Origin of the sequence: Nonomuraea sp. NPDC047897 (genome assembly GCF_043204415.1) — a bacterium.
Classification (GTDB): domain Bacteria; phylum Actinomycetota; class Actinomycetes; order Streptosporangiales; family Streptosporangiaceae; genus Nonomuraea.
Genome location: NZ_JBIDCC010000001.1, coordinates 563,218 through 588,055, shown reverse-complemented (window position 1 = coordinate 588,055; position 24,838 = coordinate 563,218). Strand labels below are relative to the sequence as shown.

The window sequence follows — 24,838 nt, the reverse complement described above, 5'->3', positions numbered from 1 at the left end:
CCGGATCAGACGTCGTAGTCCACCGTGACGGTCTCCGACACGGGATAGGACTGGCAGGTGAGGACGAACCCGGCGGCCACCTCGGCCGGTTCGAGCGCGAAGTTGCGCCGCATCTCCACCTCGCCCTCCACGACGTGGGCGCGGCACGTCCCGCACACGCCGCCCCGGCACGCGAACGGAAGGTCGGGCCGCACCAGCTGGGCCCCTTCCAGGATCGGCACCCCCTCGGGCATCTTCGCCGTCGTGACCCGGCCGTCCAGCATCACGGTCACCTCGCTGCCGGTGGCCGGGCCGGCGCGGCGCACCAGGGCGGGCGGCGGCTCGTCCACGTAGAACAGCTCGTGGTGCACCCGCCCGGCCGGCACGCCGAGGCCGGCCAGGACCTGCCGGGCGGCGGTGACCATGCCGTACGGGCCGCACAGCCACCAGTGGTCCACCTCCGCGACGGGCGTGAGCGCCGGGAGCAGCAGGCGCAGCCGCTCCGCGTCCAGCCGGCCGGTGAACAGCTCCGCCTCGCGCGGCTCCCGCGACAGCACGTGGTACAGCTCGAACCGGGCGGAATGCCTGTCCTTCAGGTCGGCCAGCTCGTCGGCGAACATCACGCTGCCGGCCGTCCGGTTGCCGTACAGCAGCGTCACCCGGCTCGCCGGGTCGTCCAGCGCGGAGGACGCGATCGACACGACCGGGGTGATGCCGGATCCCGCCGCGACCAGCACGTGGTGGCCGGGCCGGCTCAGGTCCGGCGTGAACGCGCCGGCGGGCGGCAGGACCTCCACCTCGTCGCCCGCCGCCAGCTCGCGCACCAGCCAGGTGGAGAACAGCCCGTCCGGGATCTCCCGCACGCCGATCCGCGGCTGGGTCCCCGCGCGGGCGCAGATCGAGTACGACCTGCGCTCCTCCCGCCCGTCCACCACCCGGCGCAGCGTGAGCCACTGGCCGGGCCGGAAGGCGTAGCGGCCCGCCAGCTCGCCGGGCACGTCGAAGGTGATGGCCGCGGCGTCGTCGCAGAGCCGCTCCACCCGGGCCACCCGCAGTGACGCGAAGCCCGCGCGAGCCTGATCCTCCTGCTGGGCGATGGTCACGGTCAGATCTCCTTGACATGCTCGAACGGCTCGGCGCAGGCCCGGCAGCGCCACAGCGCCTTGCACGCCGTCGCGCCGAACCGGGACAGCTCGTCCGTCTCGGCCGACCCGCAGCGCGGGCAGCGCACCCGGCGGCGCGACGGGCCGAGCGTGAGCGGCACGGGCCCGGCGGCGCGGGACGGTGCGGGCCCGGGCGGCGCGATGCCGGCCTCGGCCAGCTTCCGGCGGCCGGCCGCGGTGATCCAGTCGGTCGTCCACGGCGGCGACAGGCGGGTACGGACCTCCACCCGGGCGAAGCCCGCCGTGCGCAGGCTCGCCGTGAGGTCGGCGCGGATGGCCGCCATCGCCGGGCACCCGCTGTAGGTGGGCGTGATCGTGACGACGACCCGGCCGTCACCGTCCGTCTCGACCTCGCGCAGGATGCCGAGGTCGGCCAGGGTGAGCAGCGGCAGCTCGGGATCGGCCACCCGCTCGGCGACCTCACGGGCCACCGCACGCCCGGCGTCCTGCCCCGCCGCGCGCGCCGTCCCGCGTCCCGTCACCATGTCCCCCCCGGGAGCGCCCGCGCCACGCTCTGCATCACGGACAGCACCTCGTCCAGCTCCACCCCATGAAGCCCGTCCCGGCCGCCCGCCTCGACCGCCACGGCGGCCGGGCGGGCCAGGCGGGCCGCGTCGAGCACCTGGTCGAGGACGGCGTCGAACTCGGCGCGCAACTCCGAGGGGTCCACCGCCACCCCGGCCCGCGCCAGCCGCAGCTCCACCTCGTGCGGCACGAACAGCTCGGCCACCAGCGGCCAGACCGCCGCCAGCCCCTCCCGCATCCGGTCCCGCGAGTACGCCGTGCCGTCGCCGAGCCGCACCACCCAGCCGGCCGCGTAGTCACGGTGGTAGGTGACCTCCTTGACCCCCTTGGCCGCCACCGCCGCCAGCACCGGGTCACGCGAGCCGGCCAGCCGGTCGAGCAGCGCGAGCCGCCACACGGCGAAGACGAGCAGCCTCGCCATGGACCGGGCGAAGTCGCCGTTGGCCGCCTCGGCGAGCCGGACGTTGCGGAAGCCCGGCGCGTCACGCAGGAACGCGAGGTCGTCCTCGCTCCGCCCGCCGCCGTCGGCCTGTCCGGCCCGGGCGAGCAGCAGCCGCGCCTGGCCGAGCAGGTCGAGGGCGATGTTGGCGAGCGCCACCTCCTCCTCCAACTCGGGCGCGCGGGTGCACCACTCCTGCAGCCGGTGCGACATGACGAGCGCGTCGTCGCCGAGCATGAGGCAGTACGCGGCCAGGTCGCCGCCGTCCACCCCGGCGGGCACGGTGGTGTCGACGCCGGCCAGCGGGTCGGCGAACCCGGTGCCGAACGCCCACCGGGCGTCGCCCTCGCCGCTGAGTGCCTCGTAGGGGTTGTCGTCGGACATCGCGGCCTCACATGTGCGGGACGTCGTCGGGGATCTCGTAGAAGGTGGGGTGGCGGTAGACCTTGTCGCCGCTCGGCGCGAAGAACGGGTCCTTCTCGTCGGGGCTGGAGGCGGTGATGTGGTCGGAGCGCACCACCCAGATGCTCACGCCCTCGTTGCGCCGGGTGTAGAGGTCACGGGCGTGGCGCAGCGCCGTCTCGTCGTCGGGCGCCCGCAGCGAGCCGACGTGCACGTGGTTGAGCCCGCGCTTGCCGCGGACGAACACCTCGTACAGCGGCCACGACGCCCGCACCCCGCCACTCACCCCGCCGCCCGCGCCGCCGTTCATGCCGCCGTTCATGCCGCCGCCCCGCTCCGCGCCGCCTGCTTGGCGGCGTGCGCCGCGGCGGCCTCGCGCACCCAGGCGCCGTCGTCGTGCGCCGCCCGCCGGACCGCGATCCGCTGGGCGTTGCACGGGCCGTCGCCGCTGATCACACGCTTGAACTCGGCCCAGTCGACCTCGCCGAAGTCGTGGTGGCCGCGTTCGGCGTTCCAGCGCAGGTCGGGGTCGGGCAGCCGGACGCCGAGGGCCTCGGCCTGCGGCACGGTCATGTCCACGAACCGCTGCCGCAGCTCGTCGTTGCTGTGCCGTTTGACCTTCCACGCCATGGACCGGGCGCTGTTGGGCGAGTCGTGGTCCGGCGGCCCGAACATCATCAGCGACGGCCACCACCAGCGGTCCACCGCGTCCTGCACCATGGCCCGCTGCTCGGGCGTGCCTCGCATCATCGTCATCAGCAGCTCGTAGCCCTGCCGCTGGTGGAACGACTCCTCCTTGCAGATGCGGATCATCGCCCGCGCGTACGGGCCGTACGAGCTGCGGCACAGCGGCACCTGATTGCAGATGGCCGCGCCGTCCACGAGCCAGCCGATCACACCCACGTCGGCGAAGCTCAGCGTCGGGTAGTTGAAGATCGAGGAGTACTTCTGCCTGCCGTCGATGAGCATCGCCGTCAGCTCGTCGCGGTCGGCGCCGAGGGTCTCCGCCGCCGAGTACAGATACAGGCCGTGCCCGGCCTCGTCCTGGACCTTCGCCAGCAGGATGGCCTTGCGCCGCAGGGACGGCGCCCGGGTGATCCACTCGCCTTCCGGCTGCATCCCGATGATCTCCGAGTGGGCGTGCTGGGAGATCTGGCGGACCAGCGTCCGGCGGTAGCCGTCGGGCATCCAGTCACGCGGCTCGATCCGCTGCTCCCGGGCTATGGTCCGGTCGAAGTGCTCTTCGAGCCGGCTGGTGTCGTCGGCCGCGCTCATCTGGCATCACCGTTTCCCTACCGACCATTCGTTCAGTATTAGTGTGCGTCGGAAGCGCCCGCCCAGGCAAGTCCGGGCGGGCGCCGGCGCCGCTACGGGACGCGCTTGGCGACGAGCGTCAGCACGTCGTACCTGGCCACCGAGGAGCCGTCCTGCTTCGTCACGTCGGCGTCCCAGCGGACCTCGCCGTACTCCGCGCCCTCACGCGGATCGATCTGCTTGGCGGTGAGCGTGACGGTCAGCTCGTCGCCGGGGTAGACCGGGGTGAGGAAGCGGAGGTTCTCCAGGCCGTAGTTGGCGAGCACCGGCCCCGGGTCGGGCTGCACGAACAGGCCGGCCGCCAGCGACACGACGAGGTAGCCGTGGGCCACCCGGCCGTCGAAGAACGGGTTGGCCCGGGCCGCCTCCTCGTCCATGTGGGCGTAGAAGGTGTCGCCGGTGAACTCCGCGAAGTGCTCCACGTCGGCGAGGCTGACCGGGCGCGGCCCGGCGACGACGGTGTCGCCCGGCCGCAGGTCCTCCAGGTGCTTGCGGAACGGGTGCACGTCCGTGACGGACCTGCCCGCGCCCGGCACCCACCGCCCGGCGACCCGCGCCAGCATGTCGGGGCTGCCCTGGACGGCGGTGCGCTGCATGTGGTGCAGCACGCCCCTGACGCCGCCCAGCTCCTCACCCCCGCCGGCCCGGCCGGGGCCGCCGTGCACCAGCATCGGCAGCGGCGAGCCGTGCCCCGTCGACTCCTTGGCCGCCTCGGGGTCGAGCACCAGCAGGCGGCCGTGCCAGGGGGCGGCGCCGAGCACCACCTCGCGGGCGAAGTCCGCGTCGCCGGTGACCACCGAGCCGACCAGGCTGCCCTGGCCGCGGGCGGCCAGCTCGACCGCCTCGGCGGCGGAGGCGTACGGCAGCAGCGAGCTGACCGGCCCGAACGCCTCGACCTCGTGCGGCTCGGCCAGCCCGGCGTCGTCCACCCGCAGCAGGACCGGCGAGACGAACGCGCCCCGTTCCGGGTCGGCGTCCACCACCTCGACCCGTTCGGCGTCGCCGTACACCGTCGTGCCGGCCTGCATGAGCGCCTTGAGCGAGCGCCGGACCTCCTCGCGCTGCCCGAGGCTGGCCAGCGCGCCCATGCGCACGTCGGGGTTGGCGGGGTTGCCGACCGTCACCCGGGCCAGCCGGGCGGCCGCCGCCTCGGCGACGGCGTCCATCAGGTGGGCGGGCACGAAGGCCCGGCGGATCGCGGTGCACTTCTGCCCCGCCTTGACCGTCATCTCGGTCACGAGCTGCTTGACGAACAGCTCGAACACCTCGCCGCCCGGCGTGGCGTCCGGGCCGAGGACGGAGCAGTTGAGCGAGTCGGCCTCGGCGTTGAAGCGGACCGAGCGGCCGATGATCGACGGGTGGGTGCGCAGCTTCTGCGCCGTGGCCGCCGAGCCGGTGAAGAACACCAGGTCCTGCTCGGTGAGGTGGTCGAGCAGGTCGCCCGGCCCGCCGCAGGCGAGCTGCAGCGACCCCTCCGGCAGGATGCCCGACTCGACGATCAGCTCGACCAGCCGGGCGGTCAGGTAGGCGGTCTGGCTCGCCGGCTTGACCAGCGACGGCACCCCCGCGACGAACGCCGGGGCGAACTTCTCCAACGGCCCCCACACCGGGAAGTTGAACGCGTTGATCTGCACGGCGACGCCGCGTAGCGGCGTGTAGAGGTGCAGGCCGGCGAACGAGCCGCCCTTGCCCAGCGGCTCGACCGCGCCGTCGAGGTGCACCGTGCTGTTGGGCAGCTCGCGCCGCCCCTTGCCGGAGTAGGAGAACAGCACGCCGATGCCGCCGTCCACGTCGAACATCGCGTCGCCCCGCGTGGCCCCGGTGCGCGCCGACAGCTCGTACAGCTCCTCCCGGTGCTCGCGCAGGTGCGAGGCGAGCACCTTGAGCAGGGCGGCGCGCTGGTGGAACGTCAGCTCGCGCAGCGCGGGCCCGCCGACCCCGCGCCCGTACGCCAGCGCGGCCCCGAAGTCGAGGCCGGCCGTGGAGACCCGGGCGACCTCCTGCCCCGTGACCGCGTCCAGCAGCGGCGCGCCCTCGTCCCGCGGGACGTGCCACGAGCCGGCCACATAACTCCTCAGCGGTGCCATGACTGACCTCCATGTCGGTCCCGGGCGTGCCCAGGGGTGTTCGGATCAGGGCCAGGCGTAGAAGCCCTGGCCGCTCTTGCGGCCCAGCTCGCCGCGGGCCACCTTCTCGCGCAGCAGCCGCGGCGGGGCGAAGCGCTCGCCGAGCGTGCCGTGCAGGTGCTCGGCGATGGCCAGCCGCACGTCCAGGCCGACCAGGTCGGTGGAGCGCAGCGGCCCCGTCGGGTGCCGGTAGCCGAGCTCCATCGCCCGGTCGATCGACTCGGCGTCGGCGACGCCCTCCTCCAGCATGCGGATCGCCTCCAGGCCGAGCAGCACGCCGAGACGGCTGGTGGCGAACCCGGGCGAGTCCTTGACCACCACCGGGGTCTTGCCGAGCCGGGCGACCCAGCCGAGCGCGCTGTCGCGGGTCGCGCCGGAGGTCTCCGGCCCGACGACGACCTCGACCAGCAGGGAGGCGGGGACGGGGTTGAAGAAGTGCATGCCGACGAACCGGCCGGGCCGGCGCAGCGCCGCGCCCAGCTCGCCGATCGGCAGCGAACTGGTGTTGCTGGCCAGGACGGCCGTGCCGGCCACGGCGTCCTCGGCCGCGGCGAGCACCCGCGCCTTCAGCTCGACCGTCTCGGGCACCGCCTCCACGACCAGCTCGGCGTCCGCGGGCAGCTCGGCCACCCGGGTGACGAAGCGGACCCGGTCCAGCACCTCGGCCGGGTCGCCGGCGAGCCCGCCGCGCCCGGCCGCCTTGCGCAGCCCGTCCGCCACGCGCTCGCGGGCGCGCCCGGCGGCGGCGTCGTCGCTCTCCACCACCGTCACGAGCGCCCCGGCCGCGGCGAGCACCTGCGCGATGCCGGCGCCCATCCGGCCGCCGCCGACGACCCCTGCCACCGTCACGACGACCTCCCCCGCTCCGCTGTCACGACGGCCTCCCCGCTCCGCCGTCACGATCGGACCTCCCCCGCTCCAGGAACGCGGTCATCCGCTCGCGCTTGTCGGCGCTCTCCAGCAGCACGGCCTGCGCCAGGTCGTCGGCCACCGGATGGGCCCCAGGAGCGTCCAGCACCAGCTTGGTCAGCCGCAGCGCGGCCGGCGAGGACTTCGCCATCCGGTCGAGCAGGGCGTGGGCGCGCGCGGTCAGCTCCGGCCCCGGGACCACCTCGGCGACCAGCCCGAACCGCTCGGCCTCGGCGGCCGTCAGCCGCCTGCCGCCGAGCAGCACCTGCTTGGCCACCGACCGGCCCACCAGCTCGGCGAGCCGCCAGCAGGCGCCGGCCGCCGCCATGATGCCGAGCGCGGGCTCGGGGTTGCCGAAGACGGCCTCGGGCGTCGCCAGCCGGATGTCGCAGGCGTAGGCCAGCTCCGCGCCGCCGCCGAGCGCGTAGCCCGCCACGGCCGCCACGGTCGGCATCGGCAGCCGGGCGATCCGGTCGAACAGCCGGCTGTTGATGCCCTGCAGCGCCTCGTCGCGGCCGCGGTCGAGCAGCTCGGCGATGTCGGCCCCGGCGGCGAAGACGTCGCCCGCCCCGGCGAGCAGCAGGGGGCGGGGGCGGCGTTCGAGCTCCGCGCACACCTCGTGCAGCTCTCCGACCATGGCCAGATTGATCGCGTTGCGCGTCTGGGGACGGTTGAGCGTCACGGCCAACCGGTCCGGCCGCTCGTCCACGAGCAGCGTCTCGAACTCGCTCATCACCCCTATTATTAACCGTCCATTCGGTCGGTTTTCAAGGCCGGTGCCGACCCGCGAACTCGGCTGGGATACTCGTACCGTGCCACCCACCCGAACCACTCCCGCCCGGCGCGGCCGCCCCGGCTACGACCTGGAGTCGCTGCTGTCCGTCGCGGTCAAGGTGTTCAACGAGCGTGGCTACGAGGCCACCAGCATGGAGGACCTCTCCCGCAAGCTCGGCATCACCAAGTCGGCGATCTACCACCACGTGGCGAGCAAGGACGAGTTGCTGCGCATCGCGATGGACCGGGCGCTCGACGGGCTGTTCGAGGTGGCCGCCGAGACCGCCGCTCTGGACGGCCGGGCCATCGACCGCCTGGAGCTCCTGGTCAGGGGCAGCGTGCGCGTGCTGGTCGACCGGCTCCCGTTCGTCACCCTGCTGCTGCGCGTCCGCGGCAACACCACGGCCGAGCGGGCGGCCCTGGCCCGGCGCCGCGAGTTCGACCGGCTGGTGACGGAGCTCGTGCTGCAGGCGGAGGCGGAGGGCGACATCCGCCCCGACGTGGACCCGGCGGTGACCGCCCGCCTGCTGTTCGGCCTGGTCAACTCCCTGACGGAGTGGTACCGGCCGCGTGGCGGCATGGGCGCCGACGCCCTCGCCGACGCCGTCTGCAAGGTCGCCTTCGACGGCCTGCGCCAGCCCGCCATCGGTCACGGCGCCACCGTGACCGGCGCGGAACCCGCCGGGCGGGGCGGGGACGAGCCCGCCTGAGGACGGCCGGCGGGTCTCGGGCATCGTCAGGGCGATGCGCCCCCGGACCGGCCGCGGAAGGCCCGGCGGTAGGCCGTGGGGGTGGTGGACGCGTCGCGCGACAGGCGCGCTCGGAGGTTCGCCGCCGTGCCGAGACCGGAGCGTCGGGCGACCTCCTCCACAGGCAGGTCCGTCTGTTCCAGCAGCCGCCGTGCTTCGAGGACGCGCTGGGTGATGAGCCAGCGGTGCGGAGCGGTTCCGGTCTCGGCGGTGAAGCGCCGGGCGAACGTCCGAGGTGACCAGCCCGCCTGGCGGGCGAGGTCGGCGACCGTGAGGGGTTCGGCGAGGTGTCGCAGCGCCCAGGCGCACACTGCCGCCATCCCGTCGCCGCTCGCGGGCAGCGGACGTTCGAGGAACTGCGCCTGCCCGCCCTCCCGGTGCGGGGCGACGACCAGGCGCCGCGCGACGCGGATCGCGGCTTCGGCGCCGTGATCCATGCGTACGAGGTGGAGACAGAGATCGATGCCGGCCGCGAAGCCGGCGCTGGTGAGCGTGCGCCCGCCGTCGGCGTACAGCATGTCGGGGTCGACGTCGACGTCGGGGTAACGTGCGGCGAGTTCGGGGGCGTCCATCCAGTGCGTGGTCGCCGTTCGGCCGTCGAGCAGGCCCGCCGCGGCCAGCGCGAAGGCCCCGGTGCACACCGAGACCATCCGGCCGCCGCGGGCGGAGGTGGCGCGCAGCGCCTCCAGGACCGGGCGGCTCGGCTCCGCCAACGGCGCGTAGCCCGGCACGACCACGGTGTCGGCGGTCTCAAGGGCCTCAAGCCCGAGTGACACGTGTACGTCGAAGCCGGTGGTGGAGGGCACGCGCCCCGGCGTCTCGGCGCAGACGGCGAAGGAGTATCCCGCTCCGCTGAAGACCTCCGCCGGGATGGCCAGGTCGAAGGCCACCACCGCGGGCAGGGCCAGGGCGACGACAGTGTGCATGGCAGGATTGTTGCGTAACGCGGCATTCCTGTCACTCGTCATGACTTTTCCCCTACAGGAGGATCGATGCGGTTGATCCTCAAGGGCAGGGAGAAGGCCATGATCTTCCTCGACGCACGCTCCTTCACCGCCGAGCGAGCATGGGGTGCCGTCGACATCACGGAGATGGACACCGCGACCGTGCGGCTGCACTGGACCGACGAGCCGTACATCTGGCACGTGAACGACGGGCCCGAGGTCTTCGCCGTTCTGGACGGCGCCGTCGACATGCACTACCGGCAGCACGGTGAGGTCCGCGTCGAACGGCTCGCCCCCGGACGCGTCTGCTTCGCCGAACCTGGCGACGAACATGTCGCGCATCCCGCACCCGAAGCACGCATCCTGGTGATCGAACGCAAGGGCAGCGTCTAGACCCGCACGTTCCATCCTGGCCGGGTCGGGTGGCCTGGCAGGCAGGAGTCACTGTCGTTCAGGATATTGACGACCTGTCGGGCGAGGCGGTCAATCTGGTGATTGTGACCCGGCAACCGACCACCTTCTGACCGTGGGTGACGCATCCGCGGTCACCCAGCCGTACCTGACCCTGTTCCGGAACGTTCCGGCTGCGGACTTCGAGCTCTGCCGCGTCTGCCACTCGCGGCCGAGCGAACGCCACGCCGGCAACGGGCCGTACGAGGTGTGCGCGAGCTGCGCCCGCACCACCGGCGGGGTCTTCCGGCACACGCCGCACGTGGTGCCGATCTCGTTGTGCGCCCGCCGGGGCGGCGGCACGCAGCTGTACGACCTCGTCGCCCGGCACCGCGTCCCGGCGTCCCCGCCGGGCGGGCCGGACCGGTCCACGTTCCTCGCCGCCACGCTCGCCCGGTTCCACCGCGCCCACCGCGCCTGCCTGACGCGGGCGGCCGGAGGGGAGTTCACGCTGGTCACCACGGTCCCCGGGACGCGCGTCGACCGGCCCGTCGAGGCGTTCCACCCCATGCCGCGCGTCGTCGGCATGGTCGGCGACCTGACAGGCCTGCACCGGCCCGTCCTGCTGCCCGGCGACAGCGAGAGCGCCCTGGCCCGCCTGGCCCGGCGCGAGTCCGACGAGCGGGCCTTCCACGTCATCGGCGGGGTCGGCGGCGCGCGGGTGCTGCTGGTGGACGACCTGTTCGTCTCCGGCGCACGGACGCAGAGCGCCGCCGCCGCGCTGTTCAGGGCGGGCGCGGCGGCGGTGGTGGCGCTGGTGGTGGCCAGGCTGGTGGATCCGGCGTCCAGCGCCACCAGCGCCCGCCTCTGGGCGCGGGCCTCGGCGGAGCGGTTCGACTTCGAGCGCTGCTGCCTGTGCGGCCCGGCCGCCGGCATCCTCGGCCGGCCCGCCTGACCACGCCCGATGCGGTCGCGCCGGGTGCGTTAGCCTCGGACTGCCCGCCACGCGCATCCGCCGAGGAGCCACACATGATCTTCATTGCCGCGAAGTTCCGCGTTCTGCCCGAGCACGCCGACCGGTGGCCCGAGATCACCGCGGAGTTCACCGAGGCGACCCGGGCGGAGCCGGGCTGCCTGTGGTTCGACTGGTCGCGCAGCCTGGACGACCCGGCGGAGTACGTGCTGGTGGAGGCGTTCCGCGACGACGAGGCCGGGGCCGCCCACGTCGAGTCGGAGCACTTCCGGCAGGCCCAGCGCACGCTCCCGCCGTACCTCGCGGAGACGCCGCGGATCGTGAACGCCACCGTGCCGCAGCAGGACTGGTCGCCGCTCGGCGAGCTGGAGGTCCCCGCCGACCCCCGATAGCGGTCAGCCGCGGTCGCGGGCCGCGCCGCTGAGGACACGGTCGATGCGGGCGGCAAGCTCGACGTCCTTGGCCGTCACCCCGCCCGCGCTGTGCGTCGTCAACCGGAACCTGACGCCGTCGCCGGTGCGTTCGATCTCGGGGTGGTGGTCGAGCGCGTTCGCCTCGTTCATCACCGCCTCGCTCAGCCAGCCGTAGCTGTCGCGCGTGATGCGCACGTCCTTGACGAGCGCGTCGCCCTCCCTGCCCCAGGCTTCCAGGGCCTCCAGTGCGGTGTCGACGTCGGCGTCCGTGAGGCGCTCAGCCATGATCTCCCCCCCCTGGGTTCGCTGTACGGTCCACGGGGAGGGCTACCACCGGTACGCCCTTTCACACCCGGCCGCCCGCCGTTCCGGCACTTTCACGGAGCGGAGCTCGTGGCGGGCCGTCCCGCGCGTAGGTAGAAGAGCAGGGGCGGCAGCTCGCCCTCGGCCTCGACGTCGAACCCGGCGCGCGGGACGAGGTCGCCCAGCAGGTCACGCGGGCTGTGCCGGTGGGCGGGGCCGGCCAGCGCGCCCAGCAGCCCGGCGGCCCAGCGGTTGGCGGGCCTCCGGAACTCCACCACGAGCAGCCGCCCCCCAGGCCGCAGCACCCGGAACATCTCCCGCACCGCGGCCCCGCGCTCCCCCTCGGGCATGTGGTGCACGGCCAGGCTGGTCACCACCACGTCGAACGACTCGTCGGCCAGGTCCAGCGCCTGCCCCACCCCGACCGCGTACGAGCAGTTCGCCGGCGCCCGCCGGCGGGCGTGCTCGACCATCGAAGGGGCCGGGTCGACGCCCACCACCTGCCCCGCCGGGCCGATCAGCGGGGCGAGCACGCGGGTCAGGTAGCCGGTGCCGCAGCCCACGTCGAGCACCCGGTCCCCCGGCCGCGCCCCGGACAGCGCGGCCAGCCGGGTGAACACCTCCCGCCGCCGTCCGGCGAACGCGAGCGACGCGAGGACGTCGTACGCGCGGGGGTGGTTGATCGTGCTCCCCGCGTGCTCCTGACGGGAGTGGTCATGCAGGTTCCCCAGGCCCATCGCGGGCCTCCTTCCGTGAACAGCCTGGCGTGGCCCGGTCGTGGGGGTCATCTGTCATGTCCCCCCGCAGCGCCCCGCCGAACGCGTCACCGGTCGCCGCAGGAGTCCGGGTCGAGGTGCAGGTCGAGGTGCAGGTCGAACCCGTCGGCGGCGAGTTCGGTCAGGAAGGCCACGGGATCGACAAGCTGCTCGATGTGCCGGACGCCCGCCGGCAGCGCGGGCAGGTCGCGGAGGAGCAGGGCGGCGGCGCGCCCGGTGGCGCGGCTCTGCAGCCGTCCGGAGAAGGCGGCCCGGGCGGTGCCGAGACGGACGGTCACGGCGAACCCGTCTCCGCCGAGGTGGACCTTCCCCAGCGCACCGAGGAGCAGGTCGCGTACCCGGGGCCGGCGGAGCAGCCGGGCCACGGCGGGCCGGCCGGCCGCGGCGAGCAGCACGGTGGTCAGCCGGGAGTCCAGGCACAGCCCCGTGGTCGCGGCGCCCACGCCGAGAGTGCGCGGCAGCGTGTACTGGTCGGAGAAGGGGAACCGGTGGACGGTGCGCCGGCCGTACGGCGCGGGGAAGTCCATCGTCCACGAGCCGCCGAGCCGGCCCAGCCCGTCCACGGTCCAGGCGAGCGCCGCCGGGCCGTGCCGTTCACCGGAGCCGAGCAGCACCCCGATGCGCAGGTCGCCGCCTGGCGAGCGCTCCGCGCAGACGCGGGCCAGCAGGTTGGTGATCCCCGGGACGAGGCCGACGCTGAGCGCGGCCGTCGCGCCCTGTCCGGCGGCCAGGCCGTCCAGCTCCTCGATCTCGGCGAGCACGTGCGGGGAGGCCGACACGTCCACGTAGCCGATGCCCCGCTCCAGGCACGCGCGGGCGACCCGGGCGTTGTCGATCTCGGCGCACATGAGCACGGCGTCGACTCCGTCCAGCGCTCCGGCCAGGTCGGCGGGGTCGGCGGCGTCCACCCGCAGCGCGGTGGTCCCCGGCACGGGGCGGGCCCGGCCGGGGTCGCGCCCGGCCACGATCACTTTCGTGCCGGGGCGCCGGGTGAGCGCGGCGGCGGCCTCGCGGCCCACCGTGCCGTACCCGCCGAGGATCAGAACCGTGCTCATGTCCGGCCTCTCCCGCCGAGCCCGGCAGCGCTCGGAGTTTTTGTAGTCATACCCCAAGAATGTTTTCGTAGTGGCGCTATAGTCAAGTCGTGAGCGAGAATCCACGACGCCCGGCCGGCGGACGGGAGGACGGGCGCGCCGCCCGCGCCCGCGCCACCCGCGCCCGCATCACCGCGGCCGCCACCGACCTGTTCACCACGACCGGCTACACCACGACGAGCATCACCGCCATCGCCGCCGAGGCCGGGGTCAGCGAGCAGACCGTCTACTACGCCTTCGGTACCAAACGGGCCATCCTCACCACCGCCCTCGACCTGGCCGTCGCCGGCGACGACGAACCGGTCCCCACGATGGAGCGGCCGTGGTTCCGCGACACGCTCGCCGACCCCGATCCGCTCGGCCAGATCCGCCGCCAGGTCGCCGCGGCCGGAGACATCTACCTCCGCGCCGCGCCGCTCCTCGACGTCGTGCGCAGCGCCGCGACCACGGACCCCGACCTCGCCGAGGTCTGGGCCACCAACGTCCAGCAGCGCCTCACCGTGCACCGCGTCCTCACCGACGCCCTCGCCGACAAGACCCCCCTGCGCGACGGCCTCACCCCCGACGCCGCCGCCGACATCGCCCTCGCGACCCTCTCCCCCGAGACCTACAACCTGCTGGTGAGCAACCGGGGATGGGAGCACTCACGCTGGCGGTCCTGGGCCACGGACGCGCTCACCCGCCTGCTCACCACCCTGAACCCCTCGTCCGGTCGCGACACGGACGCCCACGCGGCACAATGATCGGGTGCCGGAGGGCATCCAGACCGAGCGCATGCCGGTCGCCGTGCGAGCCGCCAGGTTCCTCATGACCCTCCAGGTCGCCTTCGCCCTCGTGGCGCTCGCCATCATGATCGGCACCGTGGCCGCCGATCCCGACGTCCCGACCCTCCTGCTGCTCCTCTACAACGCCACGATCACGGCGCTGCTGGGACGGCTGGTGTCGCGCTGGCCGTCGCGACACGGCGCCGTCCGCTGGGGCGCCGTCGCCCTGGAGGTGATCGCGGGCGGCGGGTACGTGGCCACGGCCGCGATCGACGGCGGTCTCGGCCGGCTCGCGTTGTTCGCCCCGGGCGCCGCCCTCCCCCTCGCGGTGGTCGTCGCGCTGCTGACGCCTCCGGCGGCGCGCTGGTTCGACCGCCAGCCCGGACCCGGTCATCGCAGCGGACGCCGTAACCGCTCCGTAAGCCCCGGGCGCGGGATTCCATGATGGCCTTGAGGCATGAAGCTGCTCATCGTGCTGACCGCCGCCCTGGGTGTCCCGGCGCTCGCCCTCGCGATGTACCTCTTCCAGCCCTGGCGCCTGGTCACCACCCAGACGGTGAACGAGGCGCCGCCCACGGTCGCGTCGGCCCCGGCCGCCCGGCCGCAGGAGCCGGCGAGCGCGACCCCGCAGCCGATCGAGGAGCTGGCGTCGGGGACGTTCGTCAGCCACGAGCACGCGACCACGGGCACGGCGAGGCTGCTGCGACTCCCGGACGGGTCGCGCGTCCTGCGCGTGGAGAACCTGAAGACCTCGGACGGGCCCGACCTGCGCGTCTGGCTCAGCGACCAGCCCGTCACGAAGAGCTGGGTCAACTTCGACGACGGACGCCACCTCGAACTCGGGCACCTGAAGGGCAACAGGGGCAACGCCAACTACGCCGTCCCGGCCGACGCCGACATCGGCACGCTGACCAGCGTCACCATCTGGTGCAGGCGCTTCAGCGTCTCGTTCGGCGCCGCCGCGTTGACGACGCCGTGACCGGCGCGGGAAGCCGTCCCCATGTCGAGCCGGGGAGGCCGGAGACGAGGCCGGGTTCTCGTCATGCCGGTCGAGCCGGGTTCTCGGGCTGTCACTTCGGCCCGGCCGGTCCGGCCCCGGCCGGCCACCGGGCCGGCCTGACCGGGGCCGGACCGAAGTGCGGAACGCTCAGCCGGAGAAGATCGCGCTGTGCAGGTCCACGGGGTTGGCGGCGTCGCCGGTGGACACGCCGTACACCGCGGTGAAGGCGCTGCCGACCGAGACTAGGCCGGTGTAGTCACCGAGCAGGCGTCCCACGCTCGTCGCCGGGACCTTCCGCGTGTCGAACGGCCCCTCGATGTGCTGTTCGCGCCACGCCCCGGGCTGCGTGCAGTCGCTCGCGCAGGTGACGGCCCACAGGTCCGTGGGCAGGGTGGCGGGGTCGGGCGTGTTGTTGCGGAAGTCGTAGTAGGTGACCGCCACGGTGCCCGTCCGGGACATGGCGACGACCGGCACGGCGGCCGAGCCGGTGGGCGTCTTGTCCAGGCGGATCGGGCTGGACCACGTCTTCCCGCCGTTCGCCGACCGCGAGTAGGCCACGTGGAAGGTGCCGTCGGATTCCTGGCTCTGCCAGACGGCGCTGACGACCCGGGTGCCCGGCTGGGTGGCCAGCAGCGGCAGGGCGGCGTTGCGCACCGGGTCACCCGAGTTGTCCGGGTCCGGGATGCGGGGGCCCACCGCGAGCGGGGCCGGGACGTTCAAGGTCGGCTCCGACCAGGTGCGGCCGCCGTCGGTCGAACGGATGACCTGGGTGGAGCCGTCGGTGGTCGTCTCGTGGTGCATGCCGATCAGCAGCGTCCCGTCCGGGAGCGGCACCAGCTGGGTGCCGATGACGCCGCTGTTGGTGGGCACGTCGTACACCTTGCTCGTGGTCCAGGTGCGCCCGTCGTCGGTCGACTTCGCCAGGTAGATCGGCTGCACCCAGTTCGGCGTCGTGCTGGTCGACTGGTCGTCGATGCGGTCCCACACCGCGTAGACCACGCCCGGCCGGTACGGGTCCGCGGTCACCGACGGGCGGTCGTTGAAGAACCGCGGGTTGTCGTCCCGCTGCAGGGTGACGGGCGCGTCCCAGGTCCGGCCGCCGTCGCCGGAACGGGCCACCAGGATGGCGGTCACGTCGCCGGCGCGGGACATCGACAGCGACGCGGCCACCGCCGCACCCGACGGGGTGACCGTGACCCAATGGTCCGTCGTGACGTCGTAGTCACCGCCGTTGGCGCTCGTGCCGCCGTTGCACCGGGAGAAGGCGGGCTGGTTCTTGGACTGCTGCCAGGTCAGGCCGTAGTCGTCCGACACGGCGGCGACCGCGCCGTTGCTGCCGTACCGGTTCCAGCGGTCCTGCTGGAACACCGTGACGAGGCGCTGCGGGCGCTTGGGGTCCCGCGCCAGCATGGGCAGGACCTCGGTGTTCGGGTTCAGGGTGTAGCCCTCGGCCGGGGGAAGCCCGCACCCGGCGGGCAGCGGGCTGATGCCCGAGACCGGCCGCACGACGGCAGGTCGGGGTGCCGCGGCGTCGTCCGCGGCGGCGTCCACGGCGGCGGGCTGCGCGACGGTGCAGGCGAACAGGGTGGCCGCTGCGGCTAACAGTGCCCTGGAGCGTCGGATCACGAGCTGGTCCTCATCTTCGTCGTGTCAAGGGGACGTCACCGTCTCGCCGGGTCGGCGTGGCCTCCTCCGGCAGTCGGCGAACGACGCTGGGAACATTACAGCCGCAAGATCAGATTCGTCTGCCCGTTGCCGGCAAAGCCGTCGATCACGGCTCCGACCTGCGACGAAGCCACGACCGCGGAGCTGACCTTCCCCTCGACGGGGCAACCGGCGGGTAGTCAGCGCAAGCGCTTTCCGTGACGTCCGAAGGTCGCCGCCGACGGCGGTCGCCCGGTCAGGTCAGCAGCCGGAAGTCGCGCGAGTCGCGCAGCGGACCGAGATCGGGCATGAGGCGGCGCAGGCGGCCGCCGGCGATGACGGGGTCAGCGGCCACGACTGCCCGACAGGTGTGCCAGCAACATGTCCAGCGGCCGCGGCACGCGATCGGGATCGAGCGCCGCGACGAGCGCGCCGGAGTAGCGGATCTTGCGGCCGCTGCCCGCTCCCATGAACCGGCGCAACTGGTCGTGCGTGGCGCTCCCGCGCCATGCGGGTTGCTTCTGGAGCGTGCGGAAGGAGCCGAGCTCGCCCTCGGCGTCGACGACGCGCTCCACCGCGGCGGTGCCGAGGGCACGGATCAGCTCGTCCTCCAGGTCGGCCACGCACACGAAGAACCCGAGCGCCTCCAGATCGCCTCGACCGAGCTCGGATCCGAGGCCGGCGCGCTCAAGACTCCTCCGGAAGTCGCCTTCCTCCCCGACGTCGCACAGACCGGCCAGCCGGAGATCGCGGCCGCGGGGGCCGAACCTGCCGACGTACGTCCCGATGTTCGTGGCACCGCCCATCGCCACCAGGGAGATGCCCTCGGCCGCCAGGTCCCGGCCCCGACGCTCGGCCAACGCCTCGATCGCCGCCCTGTCGCTGGCTCCCTCGACCAGGACCACGGTATGCGTGTCGCTCACCTGCCCAGCCTCGCACCCAACCCGGACAGCTTTCATCCCCTTTTCCGCTCATGTCGTCGCCCGGCCGTCCCCGCCGCGCCCCACGCCGATGGCAAGGGCAGCCACCCCCGGCATGAGGAACTGAGTGGTCGTGAGTTCCCGGTAGAGCGAGTCCGATCCGACCAACTCGCCATGGCTGCCGACGGCTCGCACCCGTCCGCCCTCCATGACCACGATGCGGTCGGCGTTGGTGACCGTGGACAGGCGGTGGGCGATGACCAGGACCGTCGTCTCCCGCGCCACCTCGGCGATCACCTCACGCAGCCGTAGCTCGTTGACCGCGTCCAGTTGGGAGGTGGCCTCGTCCAGAAGGAGCAACCGGGGCTTGCGCAGCAACGCCCTGGCGATCGCCACCCGCTGGCGTTCGCCGCCGGACAACAGCACACCGCGGTGGCCGACGGCGGTGTCCAGCCCCTCGGGCAGGCGGGCGACGAGGTCGTCCAAGCGTGTACGGGCGAGCGCGGCGCGCAGTTCGTCTTCGGTGGCCTCAGGAGCGGCGAACAGCAGGTTCTCCCGGAGCGTCCCGGCCAGGACGGGGGCATCCTGCTCGACGTAGCCGAAGGCAGCGCGCAGTTCGTCCAGCGGCCAGTCGCGGATGTCGCGGTCGCCGACGGTGATAACGCCGCTCTGGTGCTCGTAGAACCGTTCCAGCAGGGCGAACACGGTGGACTTGCCCGCTCCTGAGGGGCCGACCAAGGCGGTCAGGCCACCAGGGGGCACCTCGAACGTGGTGCGGTCGTGCACGACCGGACGGTCCTCGCCGTACTGGAAAGTGACGTCGGAGAAGGCGACGCCCAGAGGCTCCGCCTGGAGGGGGCGGGCCGAGCCGAGGCGTTCTGCCGGGAGGTCCTGGACCTCACGGATGCGTTTGAGCGCGGCCAGGCCGTTCTGGACCAGGACCGCGCTCTGGACGAGCTGGCCGATCGGCATGACCATGAAGAACAGGTAGAGAAAGAACGCGACGAGTTCGGCGACGGTCATGGCGCCCGAGGCCACCCGGACACCGCCGATCGCGAATACGGCCACGAACGCCCCCTGGAAGGCGACCCAGGTGGACACCCCCGCCAGCGAACCCCAGACCGCGACCTGGACGCCCCGGTCGCGGGCCCGCCCGGCGGCCGCTTCCACGAGTGCGATCTCACGGTCCTCGACGCCGCTGGCCTTGACGGTTCGGTAGGCCTGCAGCGCACGGTCCAACACCGCGCCCATCTCCCCGACCGCTTCCTGCGCCTGGAACTGCGCTCGTCGGATCTTGGGCATGAGGAGGCGCACCATGCTGCCGACCACGATCATCACCAGCAGGGTGACCAGGAACAGGGTGACGTCCTTGAGCAACATCGCGACGATCGCACCGACCAGCATGAACGATGAGCCGACCGACTCGATCAGGCCGTTGGTCAGGACCGTTCGCAACAACGTGGTGTCACTGGTCACCCTGGACAGCAGATCACCCGGTTTGAGCCGGTCCACATCGGCCACCCTGAGCCGCAGCATGCGACCGACCAGCTTGCGGCGTGCGTCATAGACGATGCCCTCACCGGTCCGCTCCATCAGGTAGGACCCGAACGCCATGACCGCCACACCGACAGTTGTGGCGACCGACAGCCCGATCAGTGGGCCGGCCATCGACCGGCCGGAGCCGAAGGCGTTGACGATGTACTCCGCTGACTGCGGTATGACCAGCGTCGCGCTGTTGCCCACCACCGACAGCAACCCGCCGATCAGCAGGATCTTGCGATGCGGCCTCAGGTAGGCCAGCAGTTCCCGCATGGGGGTTCTCATGGGGGTCCTCTCCACCGGCTCGATCGTGCCTTCCGGTCGGTCTTGTGACATGGCATCCCTTTCACCCACCCGCGCCGCTGTGACAGCCCGCTGGAGGGCAGGAGGATCAGTCGGGCGGGCCGAGCATGGTGAGGATCACCATGGCTTCGTCGTCCCCGAAAGCGTCCGCCACGGCGCGATGCGCCTCCTCAAGCCGGGTGCGGACCTGTGCGGCGCGCGGACTCGCCCGCAGGGCCGGATCTCCGAATATCGCGCCAGCGGTGTTGATGGCCGCGATCTGCTGATCGGAAAGGTCAGGATGGGAATGCGCGTAGTGTGCGAGATGGTCTCTCATGACAGCGGCCTTCTCCGCGGCGGAGAGCTGTGAATAGATCATCCGCCGATAGGAGACCGGATACACCACGATGTCGTCATACGTTCGGGGAAGACGGTGCCTGTTCGCGTCAAGCCAGACGCGCATCTCCATGACTTCGGGGTCGACGCCGGCGCGCCCCTTTCCCATGAGCAGTCGGGAGACCTCCAGCAATCCGGCCAACCCCGCCATCAGGCTGCCGTCGGCTCGCGCGTCGTCCTCCACCCGATCGAGACCGCCGAGGGCCCGGAGAAGGCGTATCGAACCTCGTGCCCCGATCCTGCGGCAGAGCATGGTCATGAGAGGCAGGCCCGTCCAGACGCGGATCCCGGCTGCGGAGACCGTGAACAGCAGGGGCCTCCACGGGCAGTGGCGCCCCAGAGCCTTCTCGCACCAGGTCTTCACCTCGCCGCTGGAGAGCGGCATGGTGTCCACCCTTCCGTCGCAGGACCGCGCGACAGCACCCGCCACCCTGCGACATCGAGCGCAGTAGTCATCGAATGCGAGTACCCACCTCGCCGATCCCTCGGCCATCATGTCCCACCCGATCTCCATACGATCGTGAGGTATACGACGAGGAATGCTCGCCGTATACCTCACGATCTCGTCTCGCCTCGTGAACTACTGATGGTCGCTATCAGCAGAACGGATGCCAGCAGTCCTTGTTCGCGTCGACCTCCTCGTAGTTCCGCACACCGAAGATTCCGGTCTCGACAGCGAACTCGCCCAGGTCGGTGACGGTGGGCGTCTCATAGCGCTTGTCCATCGATCTCACCTCCTCCCGATGTGATTTCCGCCCGATCAGGCGGTCGGCCTTCATCGGCCGATCCCGACGGGGTCTCACCCGCCGGAAGTCTTCGGTCTCGGTGGGCCGGCCTGGTGATTCACCGGAGGCCCCACAGCGAGAAGCCGTACGAAGTCCGTGCTGTCGAGATGCTCGCCGACCATCTCGCCGTCCGCCTCGACCCAGGCGTGCGCGAGAAAGGGGGGCGATCTCAGGACGCCGACGCACCACGTCGCCCGAGCGCCGCGCATCCGGGCGAGCAGCACCACGGCCAGGGAGCGCGGCAGGCAGGCCTCAACGCCACGGAGACGGACGCTGGCAGCGAGCAGACATGTCCGTGCTCGGGCGACCTCGTCATGCCGCGCCGGCCGTGCCATCCTCCCGAGGAGCCCGAGAAGCATACGGATGCGTTTGGGAGGCAGTCGTGCCACCAGCAGGGCGAGGCCCTCGGCGACCCGCACGGCGGTCCACGTCCTGGCCGTCACCGGTCGATCCCATTCGCCGCTCAAGGCCATCATCGGAGCAGCCCTTTCTCACCCAAAACCTTGATCAGTGCGAGAACGTCGTTTCTTGCGCGGTCTTTGCCGACATCGAAGCGCTCGGCCAGGTTCCGGACCGCGTCCTCGACGCCGAGTCCGGCGTCGAGACTTCCGATGATGACGCCGCTCGTGGCGTCGAGATGGAAATACTTGCCCTTGCGCTCATCGAGCAACACGATTCCGTAATCTGTTGTCGCGTACGAAACATCGGCATGGAACGAGAACATGGGAGTCTCCAGTCCGGCGCGCCGGGGTCAGCAGGCGGAGTGAGCCGACGCCGCTTTCGACGAGAATGTTCGTTGCGCCCGCATAAACGCGGCGCAGTTGATGGTCGCGTCGAGTGTGGCGTCGCGCTCGCGATGCAGCGTGGGGCGGCAAAGGTCGCGGAAAAGTTGCATGTCGACCAGTCCGGTCGACGGCAGCGGCGAATCCTCGCACAATTCCAAAATGTCGTCCCAATGGTTGACCAGCCCTCGCGCGGCCTGCGACCCGCCCGTTTCGAATCCCTTTCTCGCCAAGAACTCCGCCGGCAGCAGACCGCGCATGGCCAGCTTCATGAGAGGCTTCAGCTCTGTGGGCATCGGGCGCTCCGCCAGACGGACGGAGAAGCATGCCTCAAGGACACGGTCGTCGAAGAACGGGGATTCCAGCGCGACCTGCTGGGCGGCACCGATCTGTTGGGCGCCGCGCAGGATGCGGCTGCCGTCGAGCATCATCGCGTACTGGCCGTGCAGGGCCCGGCTGGGCCCCAAGGGCTCCACGGTGCTCGCCAGCTCACGGAGACGACCCGTTATGGCCTCCCCGGCATCACGCGTCAACCAGCGGGGAAGCGAGATGCGCATGTCCCAGTCCAGGGACCGGACCGTCTTCTTGAATTCCGCCTGGCGCAGCGTGCGTACCTGGTCGCCCAGCCATGCGCCGTAAGGGCGGTTGTCGAGCAGGCCCCTGACCGTGTCACCTATCGGCCATGCCTCCAGTTGTTGGAACATGCGCACTCTCCGCCACGCCGACAGGGGATTCGACCGGAACAGCGTGTGGCTGGCGGACGGGAGCGGGTGCAGCAGGTGGTCACCACCGTCCCCCGTGATGTACGCGCGGGCGCCACGACTTCGCGCGTTGGCCACGTAGCCCTCCTGCCGCGGACCGGCGAGGAACATCTGCGTCGGCTCGTCCAACCGGTAGGAAGTGGACAACAAGCCGCCGAAGAACTCGGGCTGGTCGTCCCACGAATAGATGTGGTGTTTCACATCCGGCATCACTCGGAGCGCTATCCGAGCATAGGTGAGATCGTTTCTTCCCCCGGGGTCGTCGTTGTAGCCCGTGTGCGCCACGATCTCGGCTGGCCCCTGTGCCGCGAGATAGCACAAGGGCGTTGAGTCGAGCCCGCCGGAAAGGTCGCAGTGCACCACGCCGCCGGAACGCGTACGCACCGCCATGGCGTCGGTCAGCTCCTGCAGCAGCCGGGCGGCTCCGACTGATCGGGACATCTCCGCGGCCGGCTGTTCCCACCAGCGTCTCTCATGGGCGGTACGTCCATCACGGTCCACCGTCAGGCACGAACCGGGCGTCACCCCCGTCACCCCTCGCCACAGCGGCTGCTCGCCGAGAGGGTGCGGAAGCTGACGCAGCAGCCTGATCCCGAGATTGGCTTCGTCATAGGAGAAGCAGCCCAGGTCGGCCAGCACGTCGGCGCGGTCCGACGCGACGACGAAGCCGTCGATCACCGCATGATGAACGCGCCGGAAACCCGAGGCGGAGCCCTGCGCCCGCAGTCGTCCGGCAAAAGAGCCGAGAAGATGGAAGCTGCCGGACAGCCGGAAACTCAACGCGTCCAACTGCTCCACCACCGCGGCCTGGTCCACGACGCGGTCCAGCGTCTCCGGCGTCGCCGAGGAGAAGCCGATGACCGCCAACCGGTCACCTTTGCCGACAAGGGTGGAGCTCGTCACGAGCTCTCCTGGCATCCTGCCGACGATCCACGGCCGACCGGACGCGTGCTCCAGAATCGGGTGCGCGCCGGGCCCGAGCTTTGCCGTGATTGATTCTGTGCCCTCCCGGTCCGGGAGCATGACGAAATACCAGCCAACTGCTTCGTGCATCTCGCTACCCTTCATGGATTTACTTATCCGGAACAGGGCGATTCATCGGCCCAAGGGTTGTCGACTGCTCCGCGAGCAGAATCCTCCCTCCGGCCGCCGCGCCGGCGGCTTCCTTGACAATGACGAGACTACGAACGCGTCCTATCGCCCGCCTATCGAAACCAGTCGTCCATGAGCCCGTGCCGCCCTCCGCCGGAGATCCGCCGGCCGATGCATGAATATCCACCGGTTCTCGGCTGGTGGGGCAGCGAGATCCGGAACAGGCATCGGTCACCCTCAATACCGCCCCGGTCGCGTCCCCCGGTGCTGTTCGAAGCGTGGTGCTCGCTCTCACCCGGCGGCTCCGCGAACACGATGGGGCGTGCCCCCCACACGAACTCGGTAGGGCGGGAAATGCGCCGCCGGCCGGCAGAGGCCATGAGAGTGGCGAGGTCGCCGCCGGGGGTCGTCCCCTGCGGGCACGGAGTGCGTGTGCGGCCGGCCGCCTGGCGGTATCCGGGCCCGGGTCGCGGGCCGACGCGTCTGGGTCGGGCGGGTGACGCTCTTGCTCGACGAGCGCGAGGCGTTTGCGACTGAACACGCTCACCCCCATGCGAGCTCGACGGTCTCCGCCGACGGTCAGTCCAACGCCGACATCGCACGCGGTCTGACTTATCGCCGAGGAGACCGTGAGGTCCCACGTGGGGCCGGTTCTTGGAGAACTTCACTTACGCGACAGAACCCGGCAGTGGTGCCGGCCTATAAGGGCGGACCAGTAGGGGCCGGTCCTCCCCCACAGAGATGAAGCGGAGCGGCCGATTTCGCCCCTGAGGAGGATTCGCCTACGCCGAACTCCCTGCTACCGTCCTCGGCATGCTGAGATTATCGATGGCGGACATGGTCGCCCGCGCCCTCTCTCGGGAGTCCGAATTACGGGGGCTTTCACAGCTCGTGGGGAATGGCGACGTGTGCTTGGATATCGGCGCCGCATACGGGATGTACACCTTTCCTCTCGCCCGCCTGGTGGGGCGTACCGGGCAGGTGCACAGCTTCGAGCCGCTGCGTCTCCCCTACCAGATCTTGGAGTCGGCACGGCGGGCCACAAGGGCCGACCAGGTGATCGCCACCAACGCCGCACTCGGTCCCGCCAACGGACGACAGAAGCTCCGCTTGCCGTACCGGTTCGGACTCCTGCCCAACCACGGTTGGGCGCACCTCCAGACGGGGCTGCGCGGTCCGGACAAATCCGCCGGCAAGACATTGGAGGTGCCCGTGCATTCCATCGACCACATCTGCGAGACCCGCGAGCTCTCGCGGGTGACCTTCATGAAGGTGGACGTGGAAGGGTTCGAATCGGCGGTGCTGAAAGGCGGCCTCAACACGATCGAGCGACACCGGCCCAGTCTCCTGTTGGAGATCGAGGACCGTCATCTCAAGAAGTACGGCATGGTCGCGAGCGATGTGACGGAGCCGTTGCTGACGTTGGGATACCGCATGTACACCTGGCAACGCGACCGATGGCTAAAGACCGACGAGATCAGTGTCAGGCGACGCAATTACCTGTTCAGCAGTCGCGACCTCTGATCCTCGAACGACAACTTCCCGCACCTGTCGCTCAAGGTCCGGGATTGCCGCCGGACCAGTGACCCCGAAACCAGGA

28 protein-coding genes are annotated in these 24,838 nt (G+C 71.7%); 8 read left to right on the top strand and 20 right to left on the bottom strand.

What is annotated here, in order from left to right; genetic code table 11:
- Positions 1 to 5 precede the first annotated feature (5 nt).
- From paaE to ACGF0J_RS02655, 8 genes are all read right to left on the bottom strand, one after another.
- Positions 6 to 1,088 carry a 1,2-phenylacetyl-CoA epoxidase subunit PaaE gene (gene paaE / locus ACGF0J_RS02690; RefSeq protein WP_393141831.1) on the bottom strand — a complete coding sequence of 361 codons (1,083 nt, stop codon included), beginning with the start codon at positions 1,086 to 1,088 and terminating at the stop codon, positions 6 to 8.
- Entirely contained in the window at positions 1,085 to 1,627 is a 543-nt protein-coding gene (paaD, locus tag ACGF0J_RS02685; protein WP_393141625.1) for a 1,2-phenylacetyl-CoA epoxidase subunit PaaD, read from the bottom strand. The genes paaE and paaD overlap by 4 nt, the downstream gene beginning before the upstream one ends.
- The gene (gene paaC / locus ACGF0J_RS02680; protein ID WP_393141623.1) at positions 1,621 to 2,490 is read right to left on the bottom strand and encodes a 1,2-phenylacetyl-CoA epoxidase subunit PaaC; all 870 of its coding nucleotides are present in this window, start codon (positions 2,488 to 2,490) and stop codon (positions 1,621 to 1,623) included. Before paaC ends, paaD begins: the two co-directional genes overlap by 7 nt.
- A 7-nt stretch (positions 2,491 to 2,497) precedes the next feature.
- On the bottom strand, positions 2,498 to 2,830 hold the full coding sequence (paaB, locus tag ACGF0J_RS02675) for a 1,2-phenylacetyl-CoA epoxidase subunit PaaB (RefSeq protein ID WP_393141621.1): 333 nt from the start codon (positions 2,828 to 2,830) through the stop codon (positions 2,498 to 2,500).
- Positions 2,827 to 3,783 carry a 1,2-phenylacetyl-CoA epoxidase subunit PaaA gene (gene paaA / locus ACGF0J_RS02670; protein ID WP_393141619.1) on the bottom strand — a complete coding sequence of 319 codons (957 nt, stop codon included), beginning with the start codon at positions 3,781 to 3,783 and terminating at the stop codon, positions 2,827 to 2,829. The genes paaB and paaA overlap by 4 nt, the downstream gene beginning before the upstream one ends.
- Before the next feature lie 92 nt (positions 3,784 to 3,875).
- Positions 3,876 to 5,909, bottom strand: a complete 2,034-nt coding sequence (paaZ, locus tag ACGF0J_RS02665; protein ID WP_393141617.1) for a phenylacetic acid degradation bifunctional protein PaaZ — start codon at positions 5,907 to 5,909, stop codon at positions 3,876 to 3,878.
- Positions 5,910 to 5,954: 45 nt separating this feature from the next.
- On the bottom strand, positions 5,955 to 6,851 hold the full coding sequence (locus tag ACGF0J_RS02660) for a 3-hydroxyacyl-CoA dehydrogenase family protein (protein WP_393141830.1): 897 nt from the start codon (positions 6,849 to 6,851) through the stop codon (positions 5,955 to 5,957).
- Positions 6,820 to 7,590, bottom strand: a complete 771-nt coding sequence (locus ACGF0J_RS02655; protein WP_393141615.1) for an enoyl-CoA hydratase/isomerase family protein — start codon at positions 7,588 to 7,590, stop codon at positions 6,820 to 6,822. Before ACGF0J_RS02655 ends, ACGF0J_RS02660 begins: the two co-directional genes overlap by 32 nt.
- Before the next feature lie 79 nt (positions 7,591 to 7,669).
- On the opposite strand from ACGF0J_RS02655, the gene ACGF0J_RS02650 reads away from it, so the two are divergent.
- Entirely contained in the window at positions 7,670 to 8,341 is a 672-nt protein-coding gene (locus ACGF0J_RS02650; protein WP_393141614.1) for a TetR family transcriptional regulator, read from the top strand.
- A gap of 26 nt (positions 8,342 to 8,367) precedes the next feature.
- Here ACGF0J_RS02650 and ACGF0J_RS02645 read toward each other — a convergent pair whose 3' ends face one another.
- The gene (locus tag ACGF0J_RS02645) at positions 8,368 to 9,306 is read right to left on the bottom strand and encodes a GlxA family transcriptional regulator (RefSeq protein ID WP_393141612.1); all 939 of its coding nucleotides are present in this window, start codon (positions 9,304 to 9,306) and stop codon (positions 8,368 to 8,370) included.
- 66 nt (positions 9,307 to 9,372) lie between these two features.
- On the opposite strand from ACGF0J_RS02645, the gene ACGF0J_RS02640 reads away from it, so the two are divergent.
- The 3 genes from ACGF0J_RS02640 to ACGF0J_RS02630 all read left to right on the top strand — a co-directional run bounded on the left by ACGF0J_RS02640 (position 9,373) and on the right by ACGF0J_RS02630 (position 11,079).
- On the top strand, positions 9,373 to 9,717 hold the full coding sequence (locus ACGF0J_RS02640) for a hypothetical protein (protein ID WP_393141610.1): 345 nt from the start codon (positions 9,373 to 9,375) through the stop codon (positions 9,715 to 9,717).
- Between the two features lie 133 nt (positions 9,718 to 9,850).
- The gene (locus ACGF0J_RS02635) at positions 9,851 to 10,669 is read left to right on the top strand and encodes a hypothetical protein (RefSeq protein ID WP_393141608.1); all 819 of its coding nucleotides are present in this window, start codon (positions 9,851 to 9,853) and stop codon (positions 10,667 to 10,669) included.
- Between the two features lie 74 nt (positions 10,670 to 10,743).
- Positions 10,744 to 11,079 carry a putative quinol monooxygenase gene (locus ACGF0J_RS02630; RefSeq protein ID WP_393141606.1) on the top strand — a complete coding sequence of 112 codons (336 nt, stop codon included), beginning with the start codon at positions 10,744 to 10,746 and terminating at the stop codon, positions 11,077 to 11,079.
- A 3-nt stretch (positions 11,080 to 11,082) separates the two neighbouring features.
- Here the strand turns inward: ACGF0J_RS02630 and ACGF0J_RS02625 are convergent, their stop codons facing one another.
- The 3 genes from ACGF0J_RS02625 to ACGF0J_RS02615 form a co-directional block, all read right to left on the bottom strand.
- On the bottom strand, positions 11,083 to 11,385 hold the full coding sequence (locus ACGF0J_RS02625) for a 4a-hydroxytetrahydrobiopterin dehydratase (RefSeq protein ID WP_393141604.1): 303 nt from the start codon (positions 11,383 to 11,385) through the stop codon (positions 11,083 to 11,085).
- Between the two features lie 92 nt (positions 11,386 to 11,477).
- Positions 11,478 to 12,140, bottom strand: coding sequence for a class I SAM-dependent methyltransferase (locus tag ACGF0J_RS02620; RefSeq protein WP_393141602.1), 663 nt, complete (start codon positions 12,138 to 12,140; stop codon positions 11,478 to 11,480).
- An 86-nt stretch (positions 12,141 to 12,226) separates the two neighbouring features.
- A complete protein-coding gene (locus tag ACGF0J_RS02615; RefSeq protein ID WP_393141600.1) occupies positions 12,227 to 13,234 on the bottom strand; it encodes a saccharopine dehydrogenase NADP-binding domain-containing protein in 1,008 nt (335 codons plus the stop codon).
- A gap of 89 nt (positions 13,235 to 13,323) precedes the next feature.
- Here ACGF0J_RS02615 and ACGF0J_RS02610 point away from each other — a divergent pair, with 89 nt between their 5' ends.
- The 3 genes from ACGF0J_RS02610 to ACGF0J_RS02600 are packed head-to-tail and all read left to right on the top strand — an operon-like array spanning position 13,324 to position 15,016.
- A complete protein-coding gene (locus ACGF0J_RS02610) occupies positions 13,324 to 14,016 on the top strand; it encodes a TetR/AcrR family transcriptional regulator (RefSeq protein ID WP_393141598.1) in 693 nt (230 codons plus the stop codon).
- 4 nt (positions 14,017 to 14,020) lie between these two features.
- Positions 14,021 to 14,482 (top strand): hypothetical protein, encoded by a 462-nt coding sequence (locus ACGF0J_RS02605; RefSeq protein WP_393141596.1) that lies wholly within the window; start codon positions 14,021 to 14,023, stop codon positions 14,480 to 14,482.
- Between the two features lie 12 nt (positions 14,483 to 14,494).
- Positions 14,495 to 15,016: a DM13 domain-containing protein gene (locus tag ACGF0J_RS02600; protein ID WP_393141594.1), complete on the top strand. Its 522-nt coding sequence runs from the start codon at positions 14,495 to 14,497 to the stop codon at positions 15,014 to 15,016.
- A 168-nt stretch (positions 15,017 to 15,184) separates the two neighbouring features.
- Here the strand turns inward: ACGF0J_RS02600 and ACGF0J_RS02595 are convergent, their stop codons facing one another.
- The 8 genes from ACGF0J_RS02595 to ACGF0J_RS02560 form a co-directional block, all read right to left on the bottom strand.
- Positions 15,185 to 16,663, bottom strand: a complete 1,479-nt coding sequence (locus tag ACGF0J_RS02595) for a sialidase family protein (protein ID WP_393141592.1) — start codon at positions 16,661 to 16,663, stop codon at positions 15,185 to 15,187.
- A gap of 362 nt (positions 16,664 to 17,025) precedes the next feature.
- The gene (locus ACGF0J_RS02590; protein ID WP_393141590.1) at positions 17,026 to 17,604 is read right to left on the bottom strand and encodes a TOPRIM nucleotidyl transferase/hydrolase domain-containing protein; all 579 of its coding nucleotides are present in this window, start codon (positions 17,602 to 17,604) and stop codon (positions 17,026 to 17,028) included.
- Positions 17,605 to 17,652: 48 nt separating this feature from the next.
- Positions 17,653 to 19,425, bottom strand: coding sequence for an ABC transporter ATP-binding protein (locus tag ACGF0J_RS02585; protein ID WP_393141588.1), 1,773 nt, complete (start codon positions 19,423 to 19,425; stop codon positions 17,653 to 17,655).
- 106 nt (positions 19,426 to 19,531) lie between these two features.
- Positions 19,532 to 20,203 (bottom strand): bacteriocin fulvocin C-related protein, encoded by a 672-nt coding sequence (locus ACGF0J_RS02580; protein WP_393141585.1) that lies wholly within the window; start codon positions 20,201 to 20,203, stop codon positions 19,532 to 19,534.
- A gap of 211 nt (positions 20,204 to 20,414) precedes the next feature.
- The gene (locus ACGF0J_RS02575; RefSeq protein WP_393141583.1) at positions 20,415 to 20,543 is read right to left on the bottom strand and encodes a hypothetical protein; all 129 of its coding nucleotides are present in this window, start codon (positions 20,541 to 20,543) and stop codon (positions 20,415 to 20,417) included.
- Positions 20,544 to 20,617: 74 nt separating this feature from the next.
- A complete protein-coding gene (locus tag ACGF0J_RS02570) occupies positions 20,618 to 21,076 on the bottom strand; it encodes a lasso peptide biosynthesis B2 protein (protein WP_393141829.1) in 459 nt (152 codons plus the stop codon).
- A complete protein-coding gene (locus ACGF0J_RS02565) occupies positions 21,076 to 21,327 on the bottom strand; it encodes a lasso peptide biosynthesis PqqD family chaperone (protein WP_393141581.1) in 252 nt (83 codons plus the stop codon). The genes ACGF0J_RS02570 and ACGF0J_RS02565 overlap by 1 nt, the downstream gene beginning before the upstream one ends.
- 27 nt (positions 21,328 to 21,354) lie before the next feature.
- Positions 21,355 to 23,214 carry an asparagine synthase-related protein gene (locus tag ACGF0J_RS02560; protein WP_393141579.1) on the bottom strand — a complete coding sequence of 620 codons (1,860 nt, stop codon included), beginning with the start codon at positions 23,212 to 23,214 and terminating at the stop codon, positions 21,355 to 21,357.
- Between the two features lie 837 nt (positions 23,215 to 24,051).
- Here ACGF0J_RS02560 and ACGF0J_RS02555 point away from each other — a divergent pair.
- Entirely contained in the window at positions 24,052 to 24,762 is a 711-nt protein-coding gene (locus tag ACGF0J_RS02555; protein WP_393141577.1) for an FkbM family methyltransferase, read from the top strand.
- Positions 24,763 to 24,838 lie beyond the last annotated feature (76 nt).